The 26676-nt window shown below is 47.3% G+C and carries 20 protein-coding genes; 7 read left to right on the top strand and 13 right to left on the bottom strand.

Features of this window, described 5'->3' with window-relative positions; translation table 11 throughout:
• Nucleotides 1–45 precede the first annotated feature (45 nt).
• Genes speD through J3U64_RS03565 form a run of 4 tightly spaced genes read right to left on the bottom strand, consistent with a single transcriptional unit; the run spans nucleotide 46 to nucleotide 3740 of the window.
• Entirely contained in the window at nucleotides 46–411 is a 366-nt protein-coding gene (gene speD, locus J3U64_RS03550; protein ID WP_267408297.1) for an adenosylmethionine decarboxylase, read from the bottom strand.
• On the bottom strand, nucleotides 411–2273 hold the full coding sequence (locus tag J3U64_RS03555; protein WP_267408298.1) for a DUF4178 domain-containing protein: 1863 nt from the start codon (nucleotides 2271–2273) through the stop codon (nucleotides 411–413). Before J3U64_RS03555 ends, speD begins: the two co-directional genes overlap by 1 nt.
• A gap of 8 nt (nucleotides 2274–2281) precedes the next feature.
• Nucleotides 2282–3313 carry an SPFH domain-containing protein gene (locus J3U64_RS03560; RefSeq protein ID WP_267408299.1) on the bottom strand — a complete coding sequence of 344 codons (1032 nt, stop codon included), beginning with the start codon at nucleotides 3311–3313 and terminating at the stop codon, nucleotides 2282–2284.
• A 28-nt stretch (nucleotides 3314–3341) separates the two neighbouring features.
• A complete protein-coding gene (locus tag J3U64_RS03565) occupies nucleotides 3342–3740 on the bottom strand; it encodes a DUF350 domain-containing protein (protein ID WP_100139677.1) in 399 nt (132 codons plus the stop codon).
• 244 nt (nucleotides 3741–3984) lie between these two features.
• Here J3U64_RS03565 and J3U64_RS03570 point away from each other — a divergent pair, with 244 nt between their 5' ends.
• Nucleotides 3985–5493, top strand: a complete 1509-nt coding sequence (locus tag J3U64_RS03570; RefSeq protein ID WP_267408300.1) for a polyamine aminopropyltransferase — start codon at nucleotides 3985–3987, stop codon at nucleotides 5491–5493.
• Between the two features lie 13 nt (nucleotides 5494–5506).
• A complete protein-coding gene (locus J3U64_RS03575) occupies nucleotides 5507–7135 on the top strand; it encodes an FAD-dependent oxidoreductase (protein WP_267408301.1) in 1629 nt (542 codons plus the stop codon).
• 81 nt (nucleotides 7136–7216) lie between these two features.
• On the opposite strand, the gene J3U64_RS03580 is transcribed toward J3U64_RS03575, so the two are convergent.
• Nucleotides 7217–8626, bottom strand: coding sequence for an FAD-dependent oxidoreductase (locus tag J3U64_RS03580; protein WP_267408302.1), 1410 nt, complete (start codon nucleotides 8624–8626; stop codon nucleotides 7217–7219).
• A gap of 49 nt (nucleotides 8627–8675) precedes the next feature.
• Entirely contained in the window at nucleotides 8676–13142 is a 4467-nt protein-coding gene (gltB, locus tag J3U64_RS03585; RefSeq protein ID WP_267408303.1) for a glutamate synthase large subunit, read from the bottom strand.
• An 819-nt stretch (nucleotides 13143–13961) separates the two neighbouring features.
• Between gltB and J3U64_RS03590 the strand changes: the two genes are divergently transcribed.
• On the top strand, nucleotides 13962–14171 hold the full coding sequence (locus J3U64_RS03590; RefSeq protein ID WP_267408304.1) for a hypothetical protein: 210 nt from the start codon (nucleotides 13962–13964) through the stop codon (nucleotides 14169–14171).
• A gap of 141 nt (nucleotides 14172–14312) precedes the next feature.
• Here J3U64_RS03590 and lipA read toward each other — a convergent pair whose 3' ends face one another.
• From lipA to queC, 4 genes are all read right to left on the bottom strand, one after another.
• The gene (gene lipA / locus J3U64_RS03595) at nucleotides 14313–15269 is read right to left on the bottom strand and encodes a lipoyl synthase (protein WP_267408305.1); all 957 of its coding nucleotides are present in this window, start codon (nucleotides 15267–15269) and stop codon (nucleotides 14313–14315) included.
• Complete coding sequence (gene lipB, locus J3U64_RS03600) at nucleotides 15266–15910, bottom strand: lipoyl(octanoyl) transferase LipB (RefSeq protein ID WP_267391442.1); 645 nt, start codon at nucleotides 15908–15910, stop codon at nucleotides 15266–15268. Before lipB ends, lipA begins: the two co-directional genes overlap by 4 nt.
• A complete protein-coding gene (locus tag J3U64_RS03605; protein WP_100156240.1) occupies nucleotides 15907–16179 on the bottom strand; it encodes a YbeD family protein in 273 nt (90 codons plus the stop codon). Before J3U64_RS03605 ends, lipB begins: the two co-directional genes overlap by 4 nt.
• 110 nt (nucleotides 16180–16289) lie before the next feature.
• Nucleotides 16290–16952 carry a 7-cyano-7-deazaguanine synthase QueC gene (gene queC / locus J3U64_RS03610; protein WP_100152182.1) on the bottom strand — a complete coding sequence of 221 codons (663 nt, stop codon included), beginning with the start codon at nucleotides 16950–16952 and terminating at the stop codon, nucleotides 16290–16292.
• Nucleotides 16953–17148: 196 nt separating this feature from the next.
• Here queC and tsaD point away from each other — a divergent pair, with 196 nt between their 5' ends.
• Genes tsaD through J3U64_RS03630 form a run of 4 tightly spaced genes read left to right on the top strand, consistent with a single transcriptional unit; the run spans nucleotide 17149 to nucleotide 21070 of the window.
• Nucleotides 17149–18171 carry a tRNA (adenosine(37)-N6)-threonylcarbamoyltransferase complex transferase subunit TsaD gene (gene tsaD / locus J3U64_RS03615; protein ID WP_267391444.1) on the top strand — a complete coding sequence of 341 codons (1023 nt, stop codon included), beginning with the start codon at nucleotides 17149–17151 and terminating at the stop codon, nucleotides 18169–18171.
• Nucleotides 18172–18211: 40 nt separating this feature from the next.
• Nucleotides 18212–20116, top strand: coding sequence for an ATP-binding cassette domain-containing protein (locus tag J3U64_RS03620; protein ID WP_267408307.1), 1905 nt, complete (start codon nucleotides 18212–18214; stop codon nucleotides 20114–20116).
• A 24-nt stretch (nucleotides 20117–20140) separates the two neighbouring features.
• Complete coding sequence (locus J3U64_RS03625; protein WP_267408308.1) at nucleotides 20141–20626, top strand: hypothetical protein; 486 nt, start codon at nucleotides 20141–20143, stop codon at nucleotides 20624–20626.
• 21 nt (nucleotides 20627–20647) lie between these two features.
• Nucleotides 20648–21070, top strand: coding sequence for a DUF4124 domain-containing protein (locus tag J3U64_RS03630; RefSeq protein WP_267408310.1), 423 nt, complete (start codon nucleotides 20648–20650; stop codon nucleotides 21068–21070).
• A 622-nt stretch (nucleotides 21071–21692) separates the two neighbouring features.
• Here the strand turns inward: J3U64_RS03630 and J3U64_RS03635 are convergent.
• The 3 genes from J3U64_RS03635 to yccS form a co-directional block, all read right to left on the bottom strand.
• Entirely contained in the window at nucleotides 21693–22640 is a 948-nt protein-coding gene (locus J3U64_RS03635; protein ID WP_267408311.1) for a hypothetical protein, read from the bottom strand.
• A gap of 109 nt (nucleotides 22641–22749) precedes the next feature.
• Nucleotides 22750–24315, bottom strand: a complete 1566-nt coding sequence (proP, locus tag J3U64_RS03640) for a glycine betaine/L-proline transporter ProP (RefSeq protein ID WP_100152177.1) — start codon at nucleotides 24313–24315, stop codon at nucleotides 22750–22752.
• 188 nt (nucleotides 24316–24503) lie between these two features.
• The gene (gene yccS, locus J3U64_RS03645) at nucleotides 24504–26666 is read right to left on the bottom strand and encodes a YccS family putative transporter (RefSeq protein ID WP_267408312.1); all 2163 of its coding nucleotides are present in this window, start codon (nucleotides 26664–26666) and stop codon (nucleotides 24504–24506) included.
• Nucleotides 26667–26676: the final 10 nt, after the last annotated feature.

The following is a 26676-nucleotide window of genomic DNA, read 5'->3' on the forward strand; positions in this document are numbered from 1 at the left end:
GCTGAATCTGCGAAATTCTATGCTCAAAAGCAATGAAAGTGGCATTTATGCTTGTGGCTGATATGTCCGTGCCAGCCAGCGAATGTGCATCTGTGCGTCTGGTAGCAATTGTTTTAATTCAGTAACTGCTGCTTCTGCCAGTAACTTCCCACACATAAATATATCGATAGCGGCATACTGATGCTCCGGCCACGTATGGATACTGATATGTGACTCGGCCAGTAGCAATACGCCGGTTACGCCTCCACTACCACCAAAAGTATGAAAATAGCTTTCCAAGATATGTGCCCGTGCAGCTTGGGCTAGCTGACGCAAGAGCTGCTCGATTGCACTACTGTTTTGTAACCATTTGCTGTCCAACTGATAAACATCCAGCAGACAGTGCTGCCCGATAATATGATTATTCTGCATTATTTGTGCCAATGTCCACTGCTACCTCCATAATAGCTGTGACCAACAGTAGAATCTTCTGCTTTCTCAGAAGAATACGAAGCATAATTTATCCAAGTGAAGCCGATCACAATCAGGATGGCCATGAAGATATTGAATTTTTTATAACCTTCTGCTGAACCGAATATAAAGAGTTCCCGATAAGGAAAATCACGGAGTAATCCATAGGCAAGAAGATGCCAACACAAAGGCGTGAACAGATATTCAAAATCTGCTACACCAGCAATAAAAATTTTAATAAAAATAGGCAAATTCAAAACAATAAATACCAGCATCCAGAAGGTTGGCGTGTAGATATCGGTACTGAGATGCAATACGTTTTTCACCCGCCAGCTTTTAATGTTGGCTTTGGTAAAATCGTTTGCTTTAATGTTTTGATGTTCACGAACAAGAACTGCTGCTTTATCAGCAGGCATGGGTTTGGCATCAATGCTGATGTTTTTATTTCCCTGAAACCATGCAGACACCAGTGTCGCCGGTATATTGCTGACGACAGACCATGATTGTTCGTTTCGGGTCAGGGTGGTAGATAATTTACGCTCTTCGCACCCATAATCGATGTAATACATCCTGTCGCTAGGAGAGACTTGCCAGTAAAAGGCTCCAGCTGCATACTCAACTTGAGCTGCGTAATCATATAAAAATGGGACGCTGTCTTTGTTTGCATCAATTGGTTCTAGCGGTTTTTTCAGAACCGGCCAGTCATCCAATGTGGTAGCTATTGCCCATTGGTTTTTTCCCTGCTCCACCAGCCACAGAAACCCTTTTTTGGGTGAGTAGAGCAGATATTCTGTCCAGCCAGCTGAGTCATCCTCATCTTCACTTTCTTTGCGTTCAGCCAGCTGGATATAAAGCGGTACATCCGGCATAACTTTTTCTACCGGTACGTAATACAACACCATGGCGCCCAGCACCCACCAGTTTTCATTATCAATGCGTGCTTTGCTGCCGATTTTAATGGTTAGAGCGCGTTGTTGATGCTCACGCATTTCATGCGTCGCATTCTGGTGAGCCGTTTCTTCACTCATGTTGAGCTGGCTGCGGCAATACTGGCAGACAACGTGGTCTGCCACACCGCTTACCCAGCGTATTTCCCCGCCGCAATTGGGACATTTACCTCTTTTGGTACTGCCCTTGACATAACCGGAACGGGTACGAATCTGGTCGGGTGTACGGGTGTTTTGCAGTCTCAGGGCACTGAGTGCCACGCCTTTACCGGCAAAGACCTGTGGCTGTGCCTGACCGTCGGCGTAATCTAGTGTAATGAAGGATGTACCATTGCGGCAATCTGCTACCTGTGCCTTTTCCGATTCAGGTAAAGGCACCGGCAGTTCGCCTTCGGCTGCATACTGGCCGCGGCGGATATCACGGATATCGGCTACGGCATAGTGCCGGTCTCTGTATTTGAAATAAGAGCTTCCTACTTTGAGATTGCTGAATTCTGGTAAAGCTTTCGCTTGAGGAGGTGTAGGCTGCAGGCGGGTGAAAACAAAGCGGTCATTGGATTCAGATAGCCATGCACTGCTGCCATCATGCATCAGTGCATGCCATTCACTCCACGAACCGGCTTCGTAGCTGACTTGCATACGCCCGATGAGGGTGAACGGTTTACCCTGCCACATCCCGGTAGTACCGATTTGCAGTGGTGATAGATCATTTAAAACTGCAGAATGGCGGCCGGATAGTACTAATGCATTCTGTTGGATTAATAAAACAGAATGACAATAGCCACAAACTGCGGTGACGGCGGTTGCTGAGCGTATACCGATTTCGGCACCACAGCTCGGACAAGTACTGTGCAGCAGATAGGAAAAACTGTTCATACAGCCATTTAGTCAGTGAGTTTTCTGAGAATCTCGGCCTTAGCTGAATCATAGTCGCTCTGACTGATAAGATTCTGCTCCAGCAGGGTTTTCAGCTGTGACAATCGAGCGGTTATATCTGCTGTTTCTGGTTTAGAGGCCGGTGCGGAAGTGGCAGTACCGGTGATACCTGAAGTCATGACATTAGCAATATTCATACCGGCAGCTAATCCAGCTCCGATGCCGGCTACTCCGCCTTCATTCTGTGCAGCCAGTGGAATAGCCTGAGCCGTCTGGTATTGGGTGTAGCGTCCCATGTCGCCAACGATACCCATACCCATGCGTTCATCCAGCCGCTCTTGCAGGCTCTCTGGTAGGGTAATGCTTTCTACGGTGAAATTTTCCAGCGCCAGCCCCATGGCGGTGAATGCCGGTTGTAATAAAGTAGTCATTTGTTCCGACAGCAGCATCTGATTAGCGGCCATATCCAGAAAAGGAATATTAGCGTTGCCAAAAGCGGAGGCAAGCTGAGTAACAGCCAGATTGCGCAGCTGTTCTTCCAGTGTTTCGGTGCGGTATTCTTCGCATACGCCGCTTACTTGGCTAAAAAATAATTCTGGCTGGGCAATACGGAATGAATACATACCAAATGAACGCACAGAAACAGCACCGAAATCATTGTCGCGGATGGTAACCGGCTGTGCGGTGCCCCAGCGTCTGGAAAGCTGCTGACGCATATTGAAGAAGTACACGTCGGATTTGAATGGTGATTGAAATAATTTACCCCAATGTTTGAGATCGGTTAGTAAGGGCAGATTCTGGGTATTGAGTGTGAATGTACCGGTACCAAACAGGTCGGCGATGGCGCCTTCGTCTACAAACAAGGCATTTTGTGATTCGCGGACGATGAGCGCGGCTCCGTTTTGAATTTCCTGATCCTTAATCGGAAAACGCCACATCAGGACTTCAGGGTCGGGGTTTTCCCACTGGATTACATCAATGAATTGTTTCTTGATGAAGCCACCGAGTTTGTTAATGCCAAAAATTGAGTTCAGAACCATTTTTGTATCCCGTTCAGATGTTTGATTGTTAACTTAGTGCAGCTGCATTAAGGATGCCGATAGACACTGACAGCCCGAAAAACAAGGCGCCGACGGCGATATTGTTGTTCGCCAGTTCGAAATTGGCCTTGGGGATAAGCAATGTGGCAATAAAGTACACCAGAATCTGCACAATCATAGCTGCCGCGCCCCAGATGATGAAACTGATGAGATTGACAGATTGCAACATGCTGGAAATGAGGGTGATGCAGAATCCGATCATGGCGCCGCTCATTGAGACGGCACAGGCAAGGTTGCCCTGCTTAATCAATTTTAGTTCGGCTACCGGAGTTATTCGTATATAAAAAATAATAAATACGATAAGTAGCAACAGGGCAACGCCAAAATATTTTAAATATTGTATGTACTGCCAGAGAGTAATTACCATAGTTTATTATCCTGACTGTTTAGTTTTTTAACATACCGTATAATAATGTTTTTGTATAGTTTATTATTTACTTTTTTTTGCAATTTGTTAGCTTTAGCTTGAAATGTGGTATCAGGTTTGTTGCTAGAGCAGAAATATTTATTAAGTATTTTTTAATCGGGATGCTTTATTTTTATTACAGAGCTGGTTTCAACGGACGGCAGGTGGCTGCTGTGATGCTGAAAAAATATTAAAAGGATAATTTGTGAATCCTGCTTTGATTGTTTCTGTGTTTGTTGTGGCCAGTTGTGGGCTGGCTTATGAATTGATTATGGCGGCACTGGCCAGCTATTTGCTTGGTGACTCGATACTCCAGTTTTCGTCGATTATCGGTGTGTATATGTTTGCGATGGGCATTGGTGCGCATCTGACTCGTTATATATCCGACCGTGATGCGCTGAGCCGCTTTATTGATATTGAAATTCTGGTGGGAATTGTCGGCGGTGTTTCGGCGCTGCTTTTGTTTGTTTTATTTGGTTTTTCTGCGGCACCTTTTCGTTCGGTGCTATACGGGCTGGTGCTGATTATCGGTATTATTACGGGAATGGAGCTGCCGCTGGTGATGCGGGTGCTGAATCTGCGTGAGGTGGAGTTTAAAGAAGTGGTCAGCCGTGTACTGACTTTTGACTATCTAGGAGCGCTGGCTGTTTCGTTGTTGTTTCCTCTGATTCTGGCTCCAAAGCTGGGCATGGCAAGAAGTGCGCTGTTGTTCGGGATTTTAAATACGGCAGTGGCACTGCTGACAGCGCGGCTGTTTAAGCACGAGCTACCTCGTTACCAGCGTCTACGTATGCGCGGCAATATAGTGCTGTTGGTTTTATTGCTGTTTTTCTGTTACGCCAATCACATTACGAATAAAGCAGAACAACATTATTTTGGTGACCCAGTGGTGTTTAGCACCGCTTCTCCTTATCAGCGGCTGGTGATTACGAAATGGCATAATGATACAAGATTGTTTCTTAATGGTAATTTACAGTTTTCTTCAGTGGATGAGGCACGCTATCACGAAGCACTGGTACTGCCGGTGATGGAGCAGAATCCGCAGGCCTCCCGCATTTTGATACTAGGTGGCGGAGATGGGCTGGCAGCACGGGAGGTGCTGAAATATCCACAGGTAAGCCAGATTACGCTGGTGGATCTGGATGCAAGTATGACGCGTGTTTTCCGTACTTCGGCATCTTTGCGTGAGCTGAATCAGAACTCGCTTAATCACCCGAAACTGCGCATTATTAATGCGGATGCGGCACAATGGCTGCAACACAATCAGGAAAAATTCGATGTGGTGATTATCGATTTTCCTGACCCTTCCAATTTTTCCCTCGGCAAACTGTATTCGGTACCAATGTACCGTATGGTGGCGCGACATTTAAATCCGCATGGTAATCTGGTGGTGCAGTCTACTTCACCTTACTTTGCACCCAATGCGTTCTGGTGCATTGTCAATACACTGGAAGCTGCCGGACTGAAAACGCTACCTTTTCATGTGTATGTCCCTTCTTTTGGTGAGTGGGGCTATGTGATGGCCAATCAGACTGGTGAGTTTCTGATTCCAGACCATTATCGGGTGCCGACACGCTATCTAGATGCAGAAACGACGCGCGAAATGTTTGTGTTTCCAAAAGATATGCAGCGGCGAGCAGTAGAACCCAATCATCTGAACACGCAGAAGTTAGTGGAATATTTTGAGGCTGACTGGCGCGCGGTGATGCGCTGATAGGGGTAAACAGATGAAAATCAGTCGCCGCCGGTTTCTCAGCAATGTGTTGGGCGCCAGTATGGTGGGTTTGAGCAGCTATGAGGCGTGGCGCTATTTTGTACCAGGGCAGCCACCAATCAGTGTGGATTTCCCCGGTAAGACTGTGGGGCATGCTATTCGTGATGCGCAACGACAACCTCCAGCTAATATTCCAACACGCCATGTGAATACGGTGATTGTCGGCAGTGGTGCGGCGGGGCTGTCTGCTGCTTGGCAGTTATCGAGACAGGGCATGCACGATTATATTTTACTTGATGGTGCTGAACGCAATGGCAATAATCGCGGTGAACACCAGTTTGGTGTGGATTATCCCACCGGTGCGCATTATCTGCCCCTACCCTCACCGGAATCGGAACACATCCGAGAATTACTCGGCGATTTACAACTGTATCAGCATGGTGTGTATGATGAGCGCTCACTGCTACAGGTGCCCAATGAGCGTTTATTCTATCAACAACACTGGCAGAATGAATTGCTGCCTCAGCGTGATGCCGATAGTCAGCGTTTTTTCCGTTTTATTCATCAGCTCAGCAGCCAGCGCGGTGTGGATGGCAAGCGTATATTTACCATTCCGCTGGATTTGGCCAGTAACGACAACGAATGGCGCCGTCTGGAACGGATAACTTTTGCCAATTGGCTGGAACAGCAAGGTTATCACTCGCCTACTCTGCTGTGGTATCTGGACTATTGCTGTCGTGATGATTATGGGCAAGGCATCGGCCAAATCTGTGCGTGGGCCGGCCTGCACTATTTCTGCGCCCGTGGCACAGAGCAGAATGAACACGGTACAGTGCTGACCTGGCCGCACGGTTTACATGAGCTGTCGCAGCGGATACGCGCATTTTGCCGTCTGCAAGCTATGGAAAACATTCCTGAAACCGATCAGCCATTGACTCAGCCGCGCAGTCTCCGTGCTTATGCAGTTTCGATTGAAGAAGAGGCTCAGGGAGTACGTCTGTTAATCTGTACTGCACAACAGCAATATTTCTGGCTACAGGCACGGCATGCGATCTGTGCCATGCCACTGTATATTGCAGCTCACGTGGTGCAGAATATTCAGCGATATGGTTTTCAGCCGCAGACCCATATGCCTCAGTATGCCCCTTGGATTGTGGCTAATTTTTTGCTGCGCGGCATGCCTCCAGAAAAAAGAGGCAGCGCGCTGGCATGGGACAACATTTTGTATCAAGGTGATGGACTAGGCTATGTGGTGGCCACGCACCAGCAAATTCGGCAAGGGCCGCCACCCTTTACATCTTTCACTGCCTATACAGCATTGAATCATGATTCGCCGACCAACATACGTCACTGGATGCTATCGGCCTCACCTGAAGAAATATACCAATGCGCGGCTAAAGAATTGGAAGAGATTTATGGCATTGTGTTGCGAAAGCGTATGGTACAGGCGCGTATCAGTCTACGCGGCCATGCCATGGCCGTACCACAGCCCGGTTATCTCACCAATGCGGGCTTAATGGCGTTGCGCTCGTATCAGGGTCGTTTACAGTTTGCCCATAGTGATTTATCCGGCTATTCGATTTTTGAGGAAGCCTGCTATTGGGGTAAACGTGCCGCTGAGCAGATTCTGGCACAACAGTAATATTGATTACAGGTCTGATTTGAATAACAACAGCCTGTGTACGAACTTGTCCACAGGCTGCTTAATCTGCTCTGATATATACTAGATTTCGAAGTAATCCATAATACTTTGTGCAGCCTCACGCCCTTCTGCTATGGCGGTAACCACCAAATCCGAACCACGGGTGATGTCGCCGCCAGCAAAGATTTTTGGATTGGCGGTTTGCTGTTTGTATTCACCACTAGTCTGAATACGGCCGCGCTCGTCTACGGTGACACCAACTTCACCTAACCACGGCATGCTGTGCGGTGCAAAACCAAAGGCTACAATTATGGCATCACAGGTAATGATTTCTTCACTACCGGCTATGATTTCGGCACGGCGCCGGCCGCGTTCGTCTGGTGCACCCATGCTGGTGCGGACAACCTGAATGCCGGTTACTATGCCTGCTTCGTTTGTCACCACAGCCTGAGGCTGCACATTGAATTTAAACTGCACGCCTTCTTCCCGCGCATTGTTGAATTCTTTCCTAGAGCCGGGCATATTGGCAGCATCTCGGCGATAAGCACAGATTACTTCTTTAGCCTGCTGCCGCAGCGCGGTACGTACACAATCCATGGCAGTATCGCCGCCACCAAGCACCACGACACGCTTACCTTCCATGCATACATAATCTTTGCTATCGATGTTTAGCAGATGTTCTGTATTGCCAATCAGATAGGGCAAAGCCAGATAAACACCGCTGGCCTCTTCATTTTCGATACTGGCACGTAGTCCCTGATAGGTACCCACGCCTAAAAACACTGCATCATATTGCTGCTCAAGCTCTTGCAAGCTAATGTCGGTGCCGACATTGACACCCAGTTTGAATTCTATGCCCATATCAGTGAGTACGTGCCGCCGCCGCATCATGACTTCTTTTTCCAATTTGAACGCCGGTATACCAAAGGTGAGCAGGCCGCCGATTTCGGATGCCCGTTCGTATACGGTCACGTCCACACCATTGCGGATGAGAACATCGGCACAGCCGAGGCCGGCGGGTCCGGCTCCAACCACCGCTACTTTTTTACCCACTTTTTCCACGGTGGCAATATCTGGATGCCAACCTTGCGCAAATGCCTGCTCGGTGATGTATTTTTCGATGGCTCCGATGGTAACGGCGCCGAATTCCGCATTCAAGGTACAATCGCCTTCACACAGACGATCCTGCGGGCACACGCGACCGCAGACTTCAGGAAGGCTGTTGGTGGTGTGTGCTAACTCGGCTGCTTCGATAATCCGCCCTTCATTCGCCAGTCTCAGCCAATTGGGAATGTTGTTGTGCAACGGGCATTTATTCTGGCAGTACGGATTACCACAGGCCAGACAGCGGTCTGCCTGAGCAATTGCCTGTGCTGTGGTAAAGGGCTGATAAATTTCCGCAAACTCCTGCTGGCGTACGCTCAGCGGTTCTTTCGGTGGATCGACACGCGGTACATCAATAAACTGATAAACATTTTCGCGTTGACTCATGTGGTGTTCCTTGCACGATTTTTGATTATTGCTGTCTTAATGTCTGCTCTTACTGGGTAACAGCGCGCAATTCAGTGACGGTTCGCGGTTTGTGCCCCAGAAGCGCATCGACATCATTGGCTTTTGGTTTCACCAGCACAAAGCGGTTCACATAGTTGTCCCACTCAGCCAGAATGCGTTCCCCCAGCGGGCTGTGAGTATTTTCCACATGCTCGGCGATGAGGCCGCGTAGATTTTCCTGATGCATGGTGAGTGCGGCGATGTCTAAACCTTCAACCAGCTCAGAATTAATACGCTGTCTGAAGCCGCCATCCACATCCAGCACATAGGCAAAGCCACCAGTCATACCGGCACCGAAATTGATACCGGTTTTGCCTAATACACACACTACTCCGCCGGTCATGTATTCACAGCCGTTGTCGCCAATACCTTCCACCACGACTGTGGCACCAGAATTACGCACCGCAAAGCGCTCACCTGCCTTGCCAGAAGCAAACAATTTGCCACCAGTAGCACCATAAAGGCAGGTATTGCCGATAATGGTGGTGTCTTCTGGCCGGAAAGCAGTGCCTCCATGCGGCCTAATCACGATTTTGCCGCCGGCCATACCTTTACCGACATAATCGTTGGCATCGCCAGTTAGATACAGATTCATGCTACCAGCCAGCCAAACACCAAAACTCTGTCCGGCAGTACCATTTAGATAGATGTCAAAGCGTTGTGAAGTACGGCCACGATTTCCATGAGTAGCGGCAATCTGTCCGGCTAAGGCAGCGCCTACGGAGCGGTCGGTATTATTGATATCATAGGTCAGATCCACATCGGCACCGCTCTGTACGGCATCGCCAATGTCCTTCATGATGGTGTGATTGAGGCGACCAGTATCGAATGGCGGATTGGTTTGCGTACAGTAGCGAGCACTGCCATCCGGTACCTTGGGTGAATACAGTAACTTACTTAAATCCAGCGTACCCTGTTTCGGGGTAATGCCAGCAACGATTTCCAATAGCTCCGTGCGGCCGATTAAATCAGTCAGGCGGGTGATACCGAGCTGTGCCATGATTTCACGCACATCCTGTGCAATAAATTTAAAATAATTCATCGCTTTTTCAGGCAGACCGTGGAAATGTTCGTGGCGCAGAGTGTCATCCTGCGTAGCCACGCCGGTGGCACAGTTATTCAGGTGACAGATACGCAGATAGCGGCAGCCCAGCGCAATCATCGGCCCAGTGCCGAAGCCAAAGCTTTCCGCTCCCAGAATAGCCGCTTTAACGATATCTAGACCGGTTTTCAAGCCACCATCAACCTGTAACCGCACTTTGTGGCGCAAATTGTTTTCTACCAGTGCCTGCTGGGCTTCTGCCAGTCCCAGCTCCCACGGACTACCAGCGTATTTCACACTGGTTATCGGGCTGGCGCCAGTGCCGCCGTCATAGCCGGATATAGTAATCAAATCTGCATAAGCTTTGGCTACGCCGGTAGCGATGGTACCCACGCCCGGTAAAGACACTAGTTTTACCGAAATCAGCGCACGCGGATTAATCTGTTTTAAATCGAAAATCAGCTGTGCTAAATCTTCGATGGAATAAATATCATGGTGCGGGGGTGGTGAAATCAAGGTGGAACCGGGCACAGCGAAGCGCAATTGCGCGATGTATGGTGTGACCTTATCTCCGGGAAGCTGTCCGCCCTCACCCGGTTTGGCACCTTGCGCTACTTTTATCTGAATTACATCGGCACTCATCAGGTAGGCCGGTGTGACGCCAAAACGTCCCGAAGCCACTTGCTTAATCCGTGAAACACGTTCGGTGCCGTAGCGACGTGGGTCTTCGCCACCCTCGCCAGAGTTGGAATAGCCGCCCAGACGATTCATCGCCGTGGCCAGTGCCTCATGTGCCTCTGGACTTAATGCACCAATCGACATAGCCGCGCTATCGAATCGTTTATATAAATTTTCTGCTGCTTCTACCTGTTCAAGTGCCACTGGTGTGGCTGCTTCCGTTTTAAGCCGTAGCAAATCCCTCAGCATGGAGGGAGGGCGTTTATTCACAGCATCCGCATAGTGGCGGTAACGGGCATAGTCACCGCTGTTGATGGCAGCCTGTAAGGTATTCACCACTTCTGGATTGTAGGCATGGAATTCACCCTGCGGCTTGTATTTCAGAAAACCGCCAATTTCCAGACCACGGCTTTTCTGCCATGCACGTTTGTGGAACCAGCGCAGATCATCTTCTAGCTGTGCAAATGTAGCCCCTTCAATACGGTTTACCATATTTTTGAAACACAACTGCATGACTTCATGATGAAAACCAATGGCTTCGAAAAGACAGGCACAGCGATAAGACGAAATGGTAGAAATACCCATTTTGGAAATGATTTTATACAGCCCCTTATTGATACCATTACGGAAATTGAGCATCACCTGCCGTAAAGGTTTAGTAATCGCACCAATACTTACCATTCTGGCCAGACTTTCATACGCCAGATACGGATACACCGCTGTAGCACCCAGACCAATCAGCACGGCAAAATGGTGCGGATTTCGTGCAGATGCGGTTTCAACCACAATATTGGCATCGCATCGCAAATTGGTTTCTACCAGCCGCTGCTGAATCGCGCCCACACTGAGCACAGCCGGAATCGGCATAGCATTACGGCTGACATTGCGATCAGATACCACCAACAGAACTGCCCCATTTCTGACCGCAGCAACTGCCTCATCACACAAATGCAGCAAAGCTTCCTGCAAGCTGGTTTCATGTGGGTTGTACACCGCCTGCAGGTGATGATGCTGATAGTGTTCGGCAGAAAGCTGAAGCAACTGCTGCATATCGGAGTAAAGCAATACTGGTGATTTAAAATTCACCCGATGAGACATGCCTTCAGCCTCAAAGAACACGCTCATCTCACGCCCGATACAAGTATTCAGGCTCATCACATGCTTTTCGCGTAAAGGGTCTATTGGCGGATTGGTTACCTGAGCAAAATATTGGCGGAAATAATCAAACAGCAGGCGTGGTCGCTGCGAAAGTACCGCAAACGGCGTATCGTCTCCCATCGAACCTACTGCTTCCTGTCCATTCTCGCCCAGCACACGAATCACACTTTCCAGCTCTTCCATGTCATAGCCAAATAGTTTTTGGTAAACCAAAAGCTGGTCTGCTGAAAAAATGGCTTCTCCGGTTTCATTTTCCGGCAGTTTTTCAAATGGAATTAGCGATAAAACATTTCTGTCTAGCCATTCTTTATACGGATGGCGCGTTTTCAGCTCGGTATTAATGTCTGCCGACTGCATCAACCGTCCTTCACGCGTATCAATCACCAGCAGCTCACCGGGGCCGACACGGCCTTTTTCAATCACCTCATCGGGAGCGTAATCCCAGATACCTACTTCGGAAGCAATAGTAATCAGCTTATCCTGCGTAATCACATAGCGCGCTGGCCGCAGACCATTACGGTCGAGCGTACAGGCTGCATAGCGACCATCACTGAGCACAATTCCTGCCGGCCCGTCCCATGGCTCCATATGCATAGAATTGAAATCGTAAAATGCGCGTAAATCCTCATCCATATCTGGATTGTGCTGCCATGCCGGTGGTACCAGTAAACGCATAGCACGAAACAAATCCATACCACCATTCACAAACAGCTCCAGCATATTATCCAGAGAGCTGGAATCCGAGCCAGTTTCATTCACAAACGGCGCAGCGGTCTGTAAATCCGGAATCAAAGGCGTATGGTATTTGTAGGAGCGTGCTCGTGCCCAAGCACGGTTGCCGGAAATGGTATTGATTTCCCCATTGTGCGCCAAATAGCGAAAAGGCTGCGCCAATTGCCACCGCGGCAGCGTATTGGTAGAAAAGCGCTGATGAAACAGACAAATTGCACTTTGCATACGCAAATCAGCCAGATCAGGATAAAAGCGCGGCAAATCCTTGGGCATGCATAGCCCTTTATATATCATCACCTGATTAGACAAGCTGCAAATATAAAAATCTCGGTGACTAATGCGTTTCTCAATCCGCCGGCGCGTCATAAACAGCCGCCGCTCCAAATCGCGCGGCAGCCAGCCGGCAGGTGCATTTACAAACACCTGCTCAATATGCGGCATATCGGCTAACGCAATGGCGCCAAGCATTTTAGGGTTGGTGGGCACCGTACGCCACAAAGAAATATTCAGCGTTTCCTGCGTCAGCTCTTCTTCAATAATCGCTTTGTACTCCTGTGCCAGCGCCTCATCGCGCGGAAAGAAAATCATGCCGACGGCAAAATTTTTTGCCAGAGTGATGCCGCTTTCCTCAGCCACAGCCTGAAAGAATTTTTTCGGCATTTGCAGCAGCAGGCCACAACCATCGCCAGTTTTACCATCCGACAAAATCGCGCCGCGATGCTGCATGCGCGACAGCCCCAATATTGCGGTACGCACCACCTTATGGCTGGGTTCACCATCAATATTGGCGATTAATCCAAAACCGCAGTTTTCTTTTACCAGAGTATGGTCATATAAGCCGGACATCAGGAAACCTCGTTTGCTGCACTGATTGCAAAGCACAATTTAGTTAGACAAGGTAACAAACATACAAAAATTTACCCTTTAACGTCAAAACCTTTTTTCATAGAGATGATAAAAAAAACGCTATAATTTGAATCAATTACAGCATAAATCACTACCCAGAGACATATATATGCAGATTAAACCGGCATTTAATCAAAAAATCACTATATTTCACCAATTTACATAAACATGCTAATCAGACTTCAAAAAGCAAAAAAATTTGCTGAAAACACGAATAATGTCATCAGCAAATTATTCTAAATAAAAATAATAATCAATTATTATTGTAATTCAATTATATATAACAACTGGCTGCCTACACCTGACCCTAAAGAAAAAAATCGTCCTTATCCTGCGTATCTTTAACTTAAATGAATGTGCAGACTTTATTTGAAATCCTCTCACCAGCCTAAAACATTTTCTAATTTACTAATTTATGTTTGCGACAACAGCGCATATCTTGCGCCAAAAATAGTATTCAATAATCCCTATCCCGAACCAGAAAAGTAAATTCTCTGAGCAGCACCATGCCGATGATCGCCGGCAATATATTCATTTCCATTCCAACCAATATCAATTTTTTGCCAAAATATTCATTTAATCTCCCACTGGTAAAGCTATCTGCCTAAATAAACACAACTGATAGAAAATGAAAATTGACAAACAAATGACATTTAAAGTATTTATCGATAAAATAAAATATCATTACAAAATTAGAATAAATTTAAATAAATGAAAAATATTTTTTGCATGATCACCATTGCCTTACTCTGTGGTTGTATGACTCCGAAAGGCGATTATCACATTGTCGCGGAAGATGAATTTGGAAGAGATTTAGCTCCGAATATCAAATTTGTTGCCCAAAATGGCACAGGTATTACCAGCACTAAAATTAGCCTGTGTGCAGGTTCTCCAGGAGCTATTATTCGCGTATACGATTTACATACAAACGAAGAAATAAAAAGTCTAAGTCCACGTAAATGCCGCTGAAAAAACGAAAAGACACATTGAAATTTTAGCGGCTAAAATTCACGAGTATCGTAAATAACAACCAAAATACGCATCTTCTAGCTTGTATGCTGTATCTTGTTATCAATGAATAAGGGAGATGCCCGCATCTCCCTTGAAGTTTTATTCGTTTACCACGCCTGCGTGCTCAGCCTGCACATCTGCATGATAACTAGAGCGAACCATCGCCCCAATAGCACCATGCTTAAATCCCATCTCATAAGCACGTTTTTCAAAAGCTTTAAACTGCTGCGGTGTCACATAGCGCAGCACTGGCAAATGGCTGTTGCTGGGTTGCAAATACTGGCCTATGGTAATCATTTCTACATCATGGTCGCGTAAATCCTGCATCACTTGCAGAATTTCTTCATCACTTTCACCCAGACCAACCATCAATCCAGACTTGGTGGCTACTTCAGGACGTAGCGCCTTATATTGCTTCAGCAATTTCAGTGAATGCAGATAATCTGCACCAGGGCGCGCCTGTTTATACAGCCGCGGTGCCGTTTCCAGATTATGATTCAGCACATCCGGCGGAGTCTGCGCCAGAATTTCCAGTGCAATATCTAGGCGTCCACGGAAATCCGGCACCAGCACCTCAATCTGAGTATGCGGGCTGGCTTCACGGATAGCAGTAATGCAGTCAGCAAAATGCTGCGCACCACCATCACGCAGATCATCACGGTCAACAGACGTAATCACCACATAGCGCAAATTCATTGCTTTTACCGAAGCAGCCAGATGGCTTGGTTCCTGCTCATCCAGCGGATTGGGACGGCCATGGCCTACATCGCAAAACGGACAACGACGAGTACAGATATCACCCATAATCATGAAAGTAGCCGTACCCTTGCTAAAACATTCACCGATATTTGGACAACTGGCTTCCTCACATACCGTATGCAACTTCTGTTCGCGCACGATACTTTTAATTTCAAAAAACTTCTGACTGCTCGGCAAACGTGCCCGAATCCATTCCGGTTTTTTCAGCTTTTGTTCCAGAGGAACCACTTTAATCGGAATACGTGCCGTTTTTTCTGCACCCTTGTGTTTTACCCCTTGGCTGTTATCTTGATTCATAGTACAACTTTCTGTGTAGATGGCCGCTCAGGAGGCGGAGCATTCAATTGCAAACTCAGGTAGCCGGTTAAGCGTTCTGCCACTTCAGCCAGTGTTGGACACGGCTTTATCAGCTCAGCAATCTGCGTCATATGCAAGCCGGCATAGCCGCAAGGATTAATGTGTGTAAACGGAGTCAGGTCCATATTCACATTCAGCGCCAGCCCGTGATACACCGCACCCTGTTTAATGCGCAGCCCCAGCGACGCGATTTTCCGGCCGCTAACGTAGACACCGGGCCGTTTCGGGTCATTCTCCGCTGCAATGCCATAATCGGACAGCGTAGCAATAATACTGTTTTCCAACCGGCTTACTAGCTCACGCACGGTAATATGGCGACGCTTAAAATCAATCAGCGTATACACCACCAACTGACCCGGGCCGTGATAAGTCACCTGCCCACCGCGGTCTATCTGTACTACCTCAATATCATCATGCACCAGAATATGTTCCGGTTTACCGGCCATGCCCTGTGTAAATACGGGCGGATGTTCAACAACCCACAACTCATCTTCGGTTTGGGCTGTGCGAGCAGCCGTAAAATCTTGCATTGCAGCAAATACCGGCTGATAAGCGCGTAAACCCAGCTGCACCACTTTCATAGTACAACTTTCACCATCGGATGGCTGCTTAAAGAACGATAAATATCATCCAACTGCTGCTGACTTTCGGCACGAACCACCACTGTAGCACTAATATAATTACCCTTACTGCTCGGGCGGGTATTAATATCTGAAGCTGCGGTTTCTGGCGCATGCTGCTGCACCACATCCAACACCCGAGCCGCAAATTCCGGATGCTGTTCACCCATTACCTTAATCGGGAAATCCAGCGGAAATTCAATAATACTGGTTTTCAGATCATCACTCATCTTCATACCTTTCCTGTTCGGTCACGTTTTTACCATGTAAATCACATGCAAAACAGGCTTAATCACGTAAAAAAATTTAATCACAGGCAAACAGCGGCCCTAAACCCATACTAAACAGCTCTTTTCTGTGCCAGATAGGTTTGCAGACCCCGTTCACGCAATACACAGCTTGGGCACTCACCGCAGCCGCCTTCCACGCCGTTGTAGCAAGTGTGCGTATGCTCGCGCACATAATCCAGATAGCCAAGCTCATCTGCCAGCGCCCATGTCTGTGCCTTGTCCAGATACATTAGCGGCGTAATTAGACGAAACTCATAATCCATAGCCAGATTCAACGTCACATTCATCGACTGTACAAACACATTGCGGCAATCCGGATAGCCAGAAAAGTCGGTTTCACATACGCCAGCAATCACATCATGAATACCCTGTCCTTTAGCAAAAATAGCGGCATACAACAGAAACAACGCATTACGGCCATCTACAAACGTATTCGGCAGCCCATTTGCCGGAGTTTCAATAGACTGCTGCTTATCCATCAGCGCATTATGCGTAATGCTTTGCAGCAATGACAAATCCATTACCGTCTGTGCTACGCCTAAGTCCTGCGCAATCCAGCGTGCCTTTTCCAGCTCAATCGCATGGCGCTGACCATACTGAAAAGTAATCGTCTGCACATTATCACGTCCATAAGTCGCAATAGCCTGCAATAGACAAGTCGTCGAATCCTGACCGCCGGAAAAAATCACCAGCGCTCGAGTATGTTGTTTCATTATTTCGTTTCCTTAGTTTTGATTTCAGAAACAGCCGTAAAAACCGCTTTTACCGCCGCCTGACGTGGGAAGTTTGCGAACCACGCAAGTACTTATTATAAAACATTTGCTCTCCCCCTACCGATAGCCAGTCCACGAAAGCCACCAAAACAGGTAAAATAAACCGCTTTACTGCTTTAAATTCAAATATTCAAACATGTTGGTACTGGGAATCGAATCATCCTGTGACGAAACCGGCGTTGCCCTATACGACACCGAACACGGACTACTGGCTCATCAGCTGCATACACAAATTGCCATGCATGCCGAATATGGCGGCGTCGTGCCCGAGCTGGCCAGCCGCGACCATATTCGCCGCCTAACCCCGCTTACACAGGCGTGTTTGCATCAGGCCGGCAAAACTTTTGCCGACATTGATGCCATCGCCTATACCCAAGGCCCAGGGCTAGGTGGTGCATTACTGGCCGGAGCCAGCTTTGCCAACGCACTGGCTTTTGCCCTAAATAAACCCATCATTCCCGTCCATCATCTAGAAGGCCATATGCTGTCGCCGTTGCTCAGCGACGACAAACCGGATTTTCCATTTGTCGCCTTACTGGTTTCTGGCGGTCACACCCAATTTATGGCCGTCAAAGGCATCGGCGACTACACCCTACTGGGCGAAAGCATCGATGATGCAGCCGGTGAAGCATTTGATAAAACTGCCAAACTACTAGGCCTGCCCTATCCAGGCGGTGCCAAACTGTCCGAGCTAGCCAGACTTGGCCACAGCGGCAGCCTGCATTTTCCGCGCCCTATGCTGCATTCGCACGATCTGAACATGAGTTTTTCCGGTTTAAAAACCGCCGTACTCACTGCCGTCAACAAAATTAAAGCAGAAACTGGCTGCGGCGAAGCTTTACCCGAACAAATCAGACATGATATCTGCCGCGAATTCCAGAACGCCGTTGTCGATGTACTGACCAGCAAAGCCAAACAGGCACTACAGCAAACCGGCTACAAACAACTGGTCGTAGCTGGCGGTGTGGGTGCCAATTGGCAGTTGCGCCAAAGCCTCAGCAGCCTTCCTGAAGTGCATACATTCTTTCCTCCGCTAGCCTACTGCACCGACAACGGTGCCATGATTGCCTTTGCCGGAGCTATGCATCTGTCCAGTGCCCGCCCTACCGGCAGTTTTAATGTTAGACCGCGCTGGCCGCTTAGCCAGATTGTCAACTAACCCGCCCCCCTTGCCTCTCAACTTGTAGCGTTTGATATGTATGATTGAAATAAAAAATCTCAGCTTACAGCGTGGTAGCAAACAGCTTCTGCAACACGCCAGCCTGACCATCTATCCCGGTCAGCGCGTCGGCCTGATTGGCAAAAACGGCACCGGCAAATCCAGCCTGTTTGCCCTGCTGGAAGGAAAAATCAGCCATGACAGCGGCGACCTACGCCTACCCAAACACTGGCAGCTAGCCACCGTCAAGCAGGAAACACCGGCACTGGATATCCCTGCGCTGGACTACGTACTTCAAGGCGACACAGAATTACAGCAACTACAACAACTGCTGCAACAGGCCGAAGCAGGCAACGACGGACTCAAACAGGCCGAATACCATGCTCGTCTAGATGAAATCGGCGCCTACAGCGCACCAGCACGTGCCGCCAAATTACTAAACGGCCTAGGTTTCTCACAGCAAGAACAGCAACAGCCAGTAAAATCATTCAGCGGTGGCTGGCGTATGCGCCTAAATCTGGCTCAGGCACTCATGTGTCGTACTGATCTGCTTCTACTAGACGAACCCACCAACCATCTGGATTTAGAAACTGTCCTGTGGCTAGAGCAACATCTGGCCGGTCTAGATACTACCCAGATAATCATCTCGCACGACCGCGACTTCCTCAATGCCACCACCACCCAAACCGTTGAACTGGCACAGCAACAACTGACTCTTTACGGTGGCAACTACGATTTCTACCAGCAAGAGCGCGCACAGCGACTCGCACAGCAGCAGGCCGCCTATATCAAACAACAGGCACACATACAGCATCTGCAATCCTTTATTGACCGTTTCAAAGCCAAAGCCACCAAAGCAGTACAGGCACAGAGTCGCATCAAAGCATTAGCCAGATTAGAACGTATCGCACCAGCTCATCTGGACAGCGAATTTTCATTTGAATTTGCCCAGCCCGACCATCTGCCCAATCCGCTGCTAAAACTGGAAAACATCAATCTAGGTTATGGCAACCGAACGGTATTGCATAACATCGATCTCTCAGTCGAATCAGGTGCCCGCTATGGTCTGCTAGGTGTCAATGGCAGCGGTAAATCCACCCTAATAAAAGCCATCTCCGGCAGCCTGCAACCATTAAGCGGCCAGATTGTGCGAGCCGAAAAACTCAAAATCGGCTACTTTGCACAGCACCAGCTTGAAACCCTACGTGCCGACCAAAGCCCAATATGGCACATTCAGCAACTGTCTCCAGACGTGCGCGAACAGGAAATTCGCAATTTCCTTGGCAGCTTTGCCTTTATCGGCGATATGGCAATGCAACCTATAGCCCCCTTTTCAGGTGGAGAAAAAGCAAGGCTGGCACTGGCCATGATTGTGTGGCAGAAGCCCAACCTTTTACTGCTGGACGAACCCACTAACCATCTGGATTTAGACATGCGCCATGCCCTGACACTGGCGTTACAAAGCTTTCAGGGCGCATTAATCGTAGTGTCGCACGATCGCAGCCTGCTCGAATCCACCACCGACGCCCTGATATACCTTAATCATGGTGAGCTCAGACACTTTGATGGTGACCTAAGCAACTACCGCCAATGGCGTCTGACACAAGAGCAAACCAGTATCGACCAGCTGCAAAACTCCAGCGACAGCATTAAGCGCAAAGAGCAAAAGCGCATCGAAGCACAACAGCGGCAGGAACGAGCCAAACTGACCAAACCCTTGATGAAAAATATCGAAAAAGCCGAACGCGACATGGAAATCTGGCAACAGCAGCAACAGGAAGGCGAAGCCTTTCTCGCCAGCGAAGAAGCCTACCTTGACGAAAACCGCACAAAATTACAACAAACCATTACCCAACTAGCCGAGCTCAAAGTAAAATTAACCCAAACTGAAGAAAAATGGCTTGAATGGCAGCAACAGCTTGAAGACATCAGCCAACAAAACTGAATGATTGATGTACAAGGTTTAATAATGACATATAAAAAAGCGCTTCCCATACTGATCATTTCTGGCAGCCTGCTAATCAGTGCGCAAGTATCGGCAAAAGTATATACCTGCCTTGAAAACGGCGAAGTTGTCTATACATCAAAACCTAAAGGCAACTGTGCCGTCGCTAGCTTGCCTGCTATCGGCAGCTATAGCGACAGCCGCCCCAGCTACCGCAGTAGTAGCTCTTCAACAAGCGTGCGTAGTCGACCGCGCCCGGCCACACGCGTAGCCACAGCATACAGTGGACCCCAGCCCTCGGTAAATATCGTACCCAAAGGCAGCGACAATACTCGTCGTGCAATCCTGCAACAGGAACTGACCAACGAGCGCAACGCACTGGCTCAGGCACAGGAAGCACTTAACCGCAGCCGTACTGGCAAAGGCGGCAATACTACCGAGTTGCAAAGCGCCGTACTCGACCGCCAGCAGAATATTCAGGCCATTCAGCGCGAACTTGGCCGCATGTAACCCCCGGACAAAGGACAAATCATGAAAAAAAACCTCATTCTGGCTGCACTATGCTCCCTACTGAGCACTACTGCACTAGCACAGATATACGAATGTACGGACAGCCGTGGCAACCACAGCTATTCAGAAGTACCAAATGGCAAAAACTGTCGCCAGGCCAATAATCTAGGGGCAAATTTTTCCACTACACCAGCTTACAAACCTGCTGTGGATAACCATTCTGCTCCCACAGATAACAACGAAGCAGAAAAGCAGCCTAACCAATCGGCAATAGCTTCAGCACGAAAAAATCTTGCTGATGCCAAAAAAGCGCTGGAAGAAGGCAAAAAAGTACGTTTGGGCAACGAACGCAACTACGTACGCTATCAGGAACGCATCAAAGGATTAGAAGATGCCGTACAAGCCAGACAACAGGAACTGGACAAAGCCATGAATGGCAACTAAACCACTGATATCCCTGCTTACAGTTTTTTCCTTCAAACTTTAAGCAGGGATAACTCATAAAACGAATGATATTTACATAAAAATCTATAAAATCAACCATTTTTTCAATCGCGCACACTACACCCTGTCTTCATATTATCAATGATTAGTATTATTGTTGTGCCACCGATCACTTGAATACCACGAGTGTGAAATACCAGATGCAAAAGCTATGATTTTTTATCGAGCAAGTTTACCGATGGCATAACATCCAGAAAAATATTATTGCATCAAATCAGCACCCTTGAGTTGTGCCATATACTCACATCACAGAATGTTAAACAACTTCTGTAGAAGCAAAAAAAACACACTGGCTGAAAAAAACCTATTCAGCACAATATAGTTCAGGCCAAATAGAAGAATCTCCCACTAGATAATCTGCTTATCGGCAATAACCAGACAGCTAGGGTAAACTTATAACTCTAGCAGTAGTAATCACCAACAGCACACCGATTGATATCTATAAGAATAAATATTCGATATCATTCCAAATCTTTATTCAATGCAAATTTCAATTAGTTATACATTATAAAATTTTATTCTAATTAAATTAATGAAAAACATAAGTATCAATTTCAAAAAATTACTTAACGTAAATTATTTTACGTTCAATCCCTTTGATTGCACTGGCAGGTAATTCAAATTGCAAGGCTTTGATATTTCCATCTTTATCTGGATGAGAAGGTATCTCGAAGAGAATTTTAGTACCGATGTCAGTAAATAAAATATTGACGTTATCGATATTACATACCTCACTACAATTTAATTTTCCCATTAAAAGGTAATGATTTTTTTCAGATTTTGTATAGTCACTGATTCTGCTTTGTAGAATAGTCTGGTACTGTTTATCTATATAGATAACTACATTATTTTGTCTAATACCAATCAGATTAAATGAAATTTTGATGAAACCGATACCTACATGACCAAATATAAGTGGTATAGAAATATATATTAATACAAATATTATAAGGTAAAAATTTTTATTTGTTTTTGAATCTTTTGAATCTTTTGAATCTTTTGAATCTTTTGATTCTTTTGATTCATTAATTTTATTTTTTTTTGGGAATTTAACATCGTAATATGCACAATAACCTATAAAATAAAGTATCAGCATTATGCATTGTGAGACTGTTATTAAAATCAACGAAAAAAAATCTACACGCCAACCCATTATCCATAAAAATATTTGCGCAATTATACCAAAAGTTAAAATAAAGAATTTATTATTTCCACATGGTAATTTGTCTATTATTGTTTTTTTATAAAATTTATTTATACGAATAGAGCCAATATAAAAATAAACACTATTAGCAGTGTAAATAAAATAAATGAAAACCGCATAAATTAAACCAAAACTGATTACCGCCCAAACAAATAAGAGTGCATCACCAGTTGTGATACCAACAGGAAAATAATGAATCTCGATACAATAAAAAAAGACAATAAAAAATCCAATTAAAGTACTTAAAGCGCTCGTGAATTTAAACATTTCTTTCGTGAATTGTATTAATTTTGTTTTATCGTTCACAGCCTTACCCCTCTACTAAAAGGAATTAAATATACATAAAAAACCACCAATATTAACCTATATAGATTAACATTAGTGGCTGAATTTAAGCGGATAAGTTACTAAAAGCTCATTCAAGCTTCGGATGTAAATCAATGTACTGCTGTTTGCGCATTTCCAGCGTCTGTATCTGTTCCTGCAAGCGTGCAATTTCTGCGTCGATATCTTCCACACTCTGCTCAATATGCTCATAAGTCTGTGCTAGCAGCTCACGCGCTTCCTGCTTACTCGAGGCAGAAGGTGAAACACCGCGTAATGGGCGGTTAGCTGTTTCTTTCAGGCAGATACCGGTCACAATTCCGATTACGCCCACCAGCATCAGATAATAGGCCGGAATAAACAGATTATTGCTGGCGTCCACCAGTGCTGCTGCGATGGTTGGCGTTAATCCGGCAATAATAATCGCAATATTAAACGCACTGGCTAGAGCACTGTAGCGAATACGTGTTGGAAACAAGGCCGGTAAAGTAGAGGCCATTACGCCAGTAAAGGAATTCAATATTACTGCAAGAATAAACAGACCGAGGAATATCAACCCTACTTTGCCGCTGGTAATCAGCTGAAAACACGGTATGGCCAGTACCAGCAGAGCAATCGAACCGCCAATCACAAAGGGCTTACGGCCGATTTTGTCGCTAGTGAATCCGATAATTGGCTGCATAAACATCATGCCTATCATAATCGCGATAATAATCAGCACCCCACGGTCTTCTCCGTAATGCAGATTATGCGACAAATAGCTGGGCATATAAGTCAGTAGCATGTAATAGGTAATATTGGTAGTGAGCACTAACCCTACGCTGACCAGCAAAGTTCGCCAAAATCGGCGCAAGACCTCTTTGAACGACACCTGCGGGCGGTTGCTCACTGCTTCCTGTTCTTCTTTTTCCATCATATCCAGATGTTTCTGGAAAGCCGGAGTTTCTTCAGCGGCATGACGCAGATATAGGCCGAGCAAGCCTAAAGGAGCGGCTAGGAAAAATGGAATACGCCAGCCCCATGAAAGGAAATGCGACGAGCCCATGATATTTTCCAGCAACACCACCAACCCCGCGCCGAGCACAAAGCCGCATATTGACCCAAAATCCAGAAAACTACCCAGAAAACCACGCTGGCGGTCGGGCGCATATTCCGCCACAAAAATTGCTGCACCGGTATATTCACCGCCTACTGAAAAACCCTGTGCCAGTTTGCATAGCAGCAACAGCACCGGTGCCCAAATGCCGATACTGTGATAGGAAGGAATCAGCCCGATACAGAACGTACTGAGCGCCATAATAATAATGGTGGTCGACAGCACTTTTTGCCGGCCGAAACGGTCGCCAAGAATACCGAAAAATACGCCACCTAAAGGGCGCACCAGAAAGGGAACGGAGAAGGTACCCAGCGCAGCGATAATCTGCACACTGGGTGAAGCTGATGGAAAAAACACTTGTCCTAGCGCATAGGCCACAAAACCATAGACACCAAAATCAAACCATTCCATGGCGTTGCCTAGCGCCGCTGCTGAAATCGCCTTTTTCAGCTTACTCTGGTCAACAATCGTAATGTCGTGTAATTCCAGTGTACCATTCTGGGTAGGAATCAATGGCGGTACTTGAGACGAAGTCTCAATCTGTTCATTAGGTTCAGCCATGGTAATCCTCTCATTATTAATATTGAAATGGTGAATATCAGTATAACATACGCCAAAATTTTAGCTTTATATCTGATTTTAAAAGAAAACCACCAATAGCATAATTGAGAAAACACCACTGCACGTCAAGATTAACTTATTCAGTCACGAATTTTAACCAGCTTAACGCAAGTTTTTTTCCGCTACTTTCATTGATATTCCTGCACAGCAGTACCAGCCCTTGCATCCGCCTGCAAAGCCTGCCAGTAGGCCGGCAGCTGTTCATGCAGCCGGTGTAGCTGCCGCCACAACACTTTCTCCACCACATCTTCATCCGCCTGAGGCCGGCTTTGCGCCAGATCTGTGTCCAGTTTTGACCATTCAGCTTGTAGCACAGCATCAGCAGCATCCTGCGCCATCAGCTCTGCCAGTGCTGATGCGATAACAGACCAGTGCTGTATTCGTTGTGGCGTCAGCTGTGGTCGCATCCGATCCACCTGCGCCCGCAGCGCCCCGAGTGCGGAAATACAGCTTAGCAACACATAATTAAGTTGCAAAATAGTTTTGCCCTCGGGCAGACGTCGTCCATAGCGCGCCGGCTCCATCGACATATCTGCCACCGTATTACTTAACGTTGCCGCCAGCTCATGTGCCGTGCGGCGGGCTAAACGGTAGTCCACATCGTCACGCAGCCCTTGCTGCAATTGCTGCGCCACTTGCCGCAGATAGGCAGCGTCACTGCACAGAGCACGGCGGGCAATCCGTCCCAACGTCAGATAACGCCAGTCTGGCCACAGATACGACACCGCGCACCACGCCAATACCGAACCCAGAATCGTATCCACAAAGCGCGACAGCATTGCCGACTGGGTATCCATGCCAATAATAGCAAAGCCAACCAACACCTGTACGGTAATAAAAAAGGTAGAAAAACTATAACGGCGTACACGGAAAGCAAAAAACAATACCGTACTCACTACCACAATCACCAGCCGGCCAGCCAGTGTCGGCACAAAATATGGCAACACCGACCCCACTACCACACCGAGCAGCGTGCCCACGATACGCTGCTTCAGACGGACAGTAGTGGCTGAATAGTTGGGCTGGCAAACAATAACACCAGTGAGCAGAATCCAGTAGCCCATTTTAAGCTGGCAGCCTTCCACCACCACACAGCTCACTGCCGTCAGGATGGCTAGCCGTACCGCATGACGCAATACATTTGATTGCAAAGTAAAATGAGCGCGCACAGCCGGCAGAATATCGCGAATGCGAGCCACATCCAGTCCTGCGATTTGTGTCTCGCTGACCGCTTCTGCTGTGGCACCAGTCTTTACCTGCTCCAGCCACAATAGCTGCTCATTGATTCCCAAAACATTGGCTATCAATTGCTGCAACCCTGGTGTATCTTCATCACAACCATTTTCAGCACAATAGCGCTCAGCTGCCTGCTCAATGCCCTCACCAGCACGGCGCAGCATCGGATTGAATACATAGTGTTTGTCCTCGTGCAGACACTCACTCATCTGCTGGCAAGCCTGTGCCTGCAGCACAATCAAACGCTGAATTCGGTAAATCAGATCAGAATGAGCCAACCTGTGAGCCAGCGCCGTATAATCCACATGGCGCGAGCTGATGCGTTCATGAATATTCTGTGCGGTTAGATAATATTGCAGTAAGGTGCCCAAACCGCGCTGGCGATGCTGACGGCGCAGACGGTAAAACAGCGCTGCGCGACAGCGGTTAAACCCCTCAATTACAGCCGTATTTTTCATCGCCAGCGCCAATTCCTTTTCTGCCAGCAAGTCAGCCTCATCTGGGTCGAAAAACTGTGCTTTCACCAGCATATAATCGGCCAGACGCGCAAAAGCACCTGATAAATTATCCTGTACCGGCCGATTGGGAAACAGCAAATGCAGCACAAGCGTACATATACTAAACAGGCTGGTGCCGCAAATCAGCATTAGCGGATTGGTATACCAAGGCAGCATTGGCGAATAAGTCAGAACCGTATACAGCATCACCAGCAGCGTACCAAACGCAATGGTACGGTAGCGCGCATCAATGGCGCCCATCATCGTCATGGTAAACGCCGCCCAAATCATCAGTAGCGAAAACGCCAGAGGGTGCCCAAATGTCCATTGAACTGCCGTAGCCGCTAAAGAAAAATGAATCAGCGTATAAAACAGATTACGTAGCCGGCCGGTAAAACCATCATCTAAATCTACCAGTCCGCCAGCGATAATCCCCAGAAACAGAGCCGTGCTTTCCGCCGTATTACCGGTATACCAAACCCACAAAGCGGCCAGCACCATGCTCAGCAGCATCGGCAGATTAGCCAGATAACCGGCACGCACCGGAATTGTTCTCATCAGACTGTCC

The sequence above is a fragment of the Snodgrassella sp. B3800 genome (assembly GCF_026535865.1).
Lineage (GTDB): Bacteria > Pseudomonadota > Gammaproteobacteria > Burkholderiales > Neisseriaceae > Snodgrassella > Snodgrassella alvi_E.

Bases quoted from the DNA above. Each gene is read 5' to 3' on its own strand.
- speD (WP_267408297.1), bottom strand. From the start codon at position 411: ATGCAGAATAATCATATTATCGGGCAGCACTGTCTGCTGGATGTTTAT.
- J3U64_RS03555 (WP_267408298.1), bottom strand. From the start codon at position 2,273: ATGAACAGTTTTTCCTATCTGCTGCACAGTACTTGTCCGAGCTGTGGT.
- J3U64_RS03560 (WP_267408299.1), bottom strand. From the start codon at position 3,313: ATGGTTCTGAACTCAATTTTTGGCATTAACAAACTCGGTGGCTTCATC.
- J3U64_RS03565 (WP_100139677.1), bottom strand. From the start codon at position 3,740: ATGGTAATTACTCTCTGGCAGTACATACAATATTTAAAATATTTTGGC.
- J3U64_RS03575 (WP_267408301.1), top strand. From the start codon at position 5,507: ATGAAAATCAGTCGCCGCCGGTTTCTCAGCAATGTGTTGGGCGCCAGT.
- J3U64_RS03580 (WP_267408302.1), bottom strand. From the start codon at position 8,626: ATGAGTCAACGCGAAAATGTTTATCAGTTTATTGATGTACCGCGTGTC.
- gltB (WP_267408303.1), bottom strand. From the start codon at position 13,142: ATGTCCGGCTTATATGACCATACTCTGGTAAAAGAAAACTGCGGTTTT.
- J3U64_RS03590 (WP_267408304.1), top strand. From the start codon at position 13,962: ATGACTCCGAAAGGCGATTATCACATTGTCGCGGAAGATGAATTTGGA.
- lipA (WP_267408305.1), bottom strand. From the start codon at position 15,269: ATGAATCAAGATAACAGCCAAGGGGTAAAACACAAGGGTGCAGAAAAA.
- lipB (WP_267391442.1), bottom strand. From the start codon at position 15,910: ATGAAAGTGGTGCAGCTGGGTTTACGCGCTTATCAGCCGGTATTTGCT.
- J3U64_RS03605 (WP_100156240.1), bottom strand. From the start codon at position 16,179: ATGAGTGATGATCTGAAAACCAGTATTATTGAATTTCCGCTGGATTTC.
- queC (WP_100152182.1), bottom strand. From the start codon at position 16,952: ATGAAACAACATACTCGAGCGCTGGTGATTTTTTCCGGCGGTCAGGAT.
- tsaD (WP_267391444.1), top strand. From the start codon at position 17,149: ATGTTGGTACTGGGAATCGAATCATCCTGTGACGAAACCGGCGTTGCC.
- J3U64_RS03620 (WP_267408307.1), top strand. From the start codon at position 18,212: ATGATTGAAATAAAAAATCTCAGCTTACAGCGTGGTAGCAAACAGCTT.
- J3U64_RS03625 (WP_267408308.1), top strand. From the start codon at position 20,141: ATGACATATAAAAAAGCGCTTCCCATACTGATCATTTCTGGCAGCCTG.
- J3U64_RS03630 (WP_267408310.1), top strand. From the start codon at position 20,648: ATGAAAAAAAACCTCATTCTGGCTGCACTATGCTCCCTACTGAGCACT.
- proP (WP_100152177.1), bottom strand. From the start codon at position 24,315: ATGGCTGAACCTAATGAACAGATTGAGACTTCGTCTCAAGTACCGCCA.
- yccS (WP_267408312.1), bottom strand. From the start codon at position 26,666: ATGAGAACAATTCCGGTGCGTGCCGGTTATCTGGCTAATCTGCCGATG.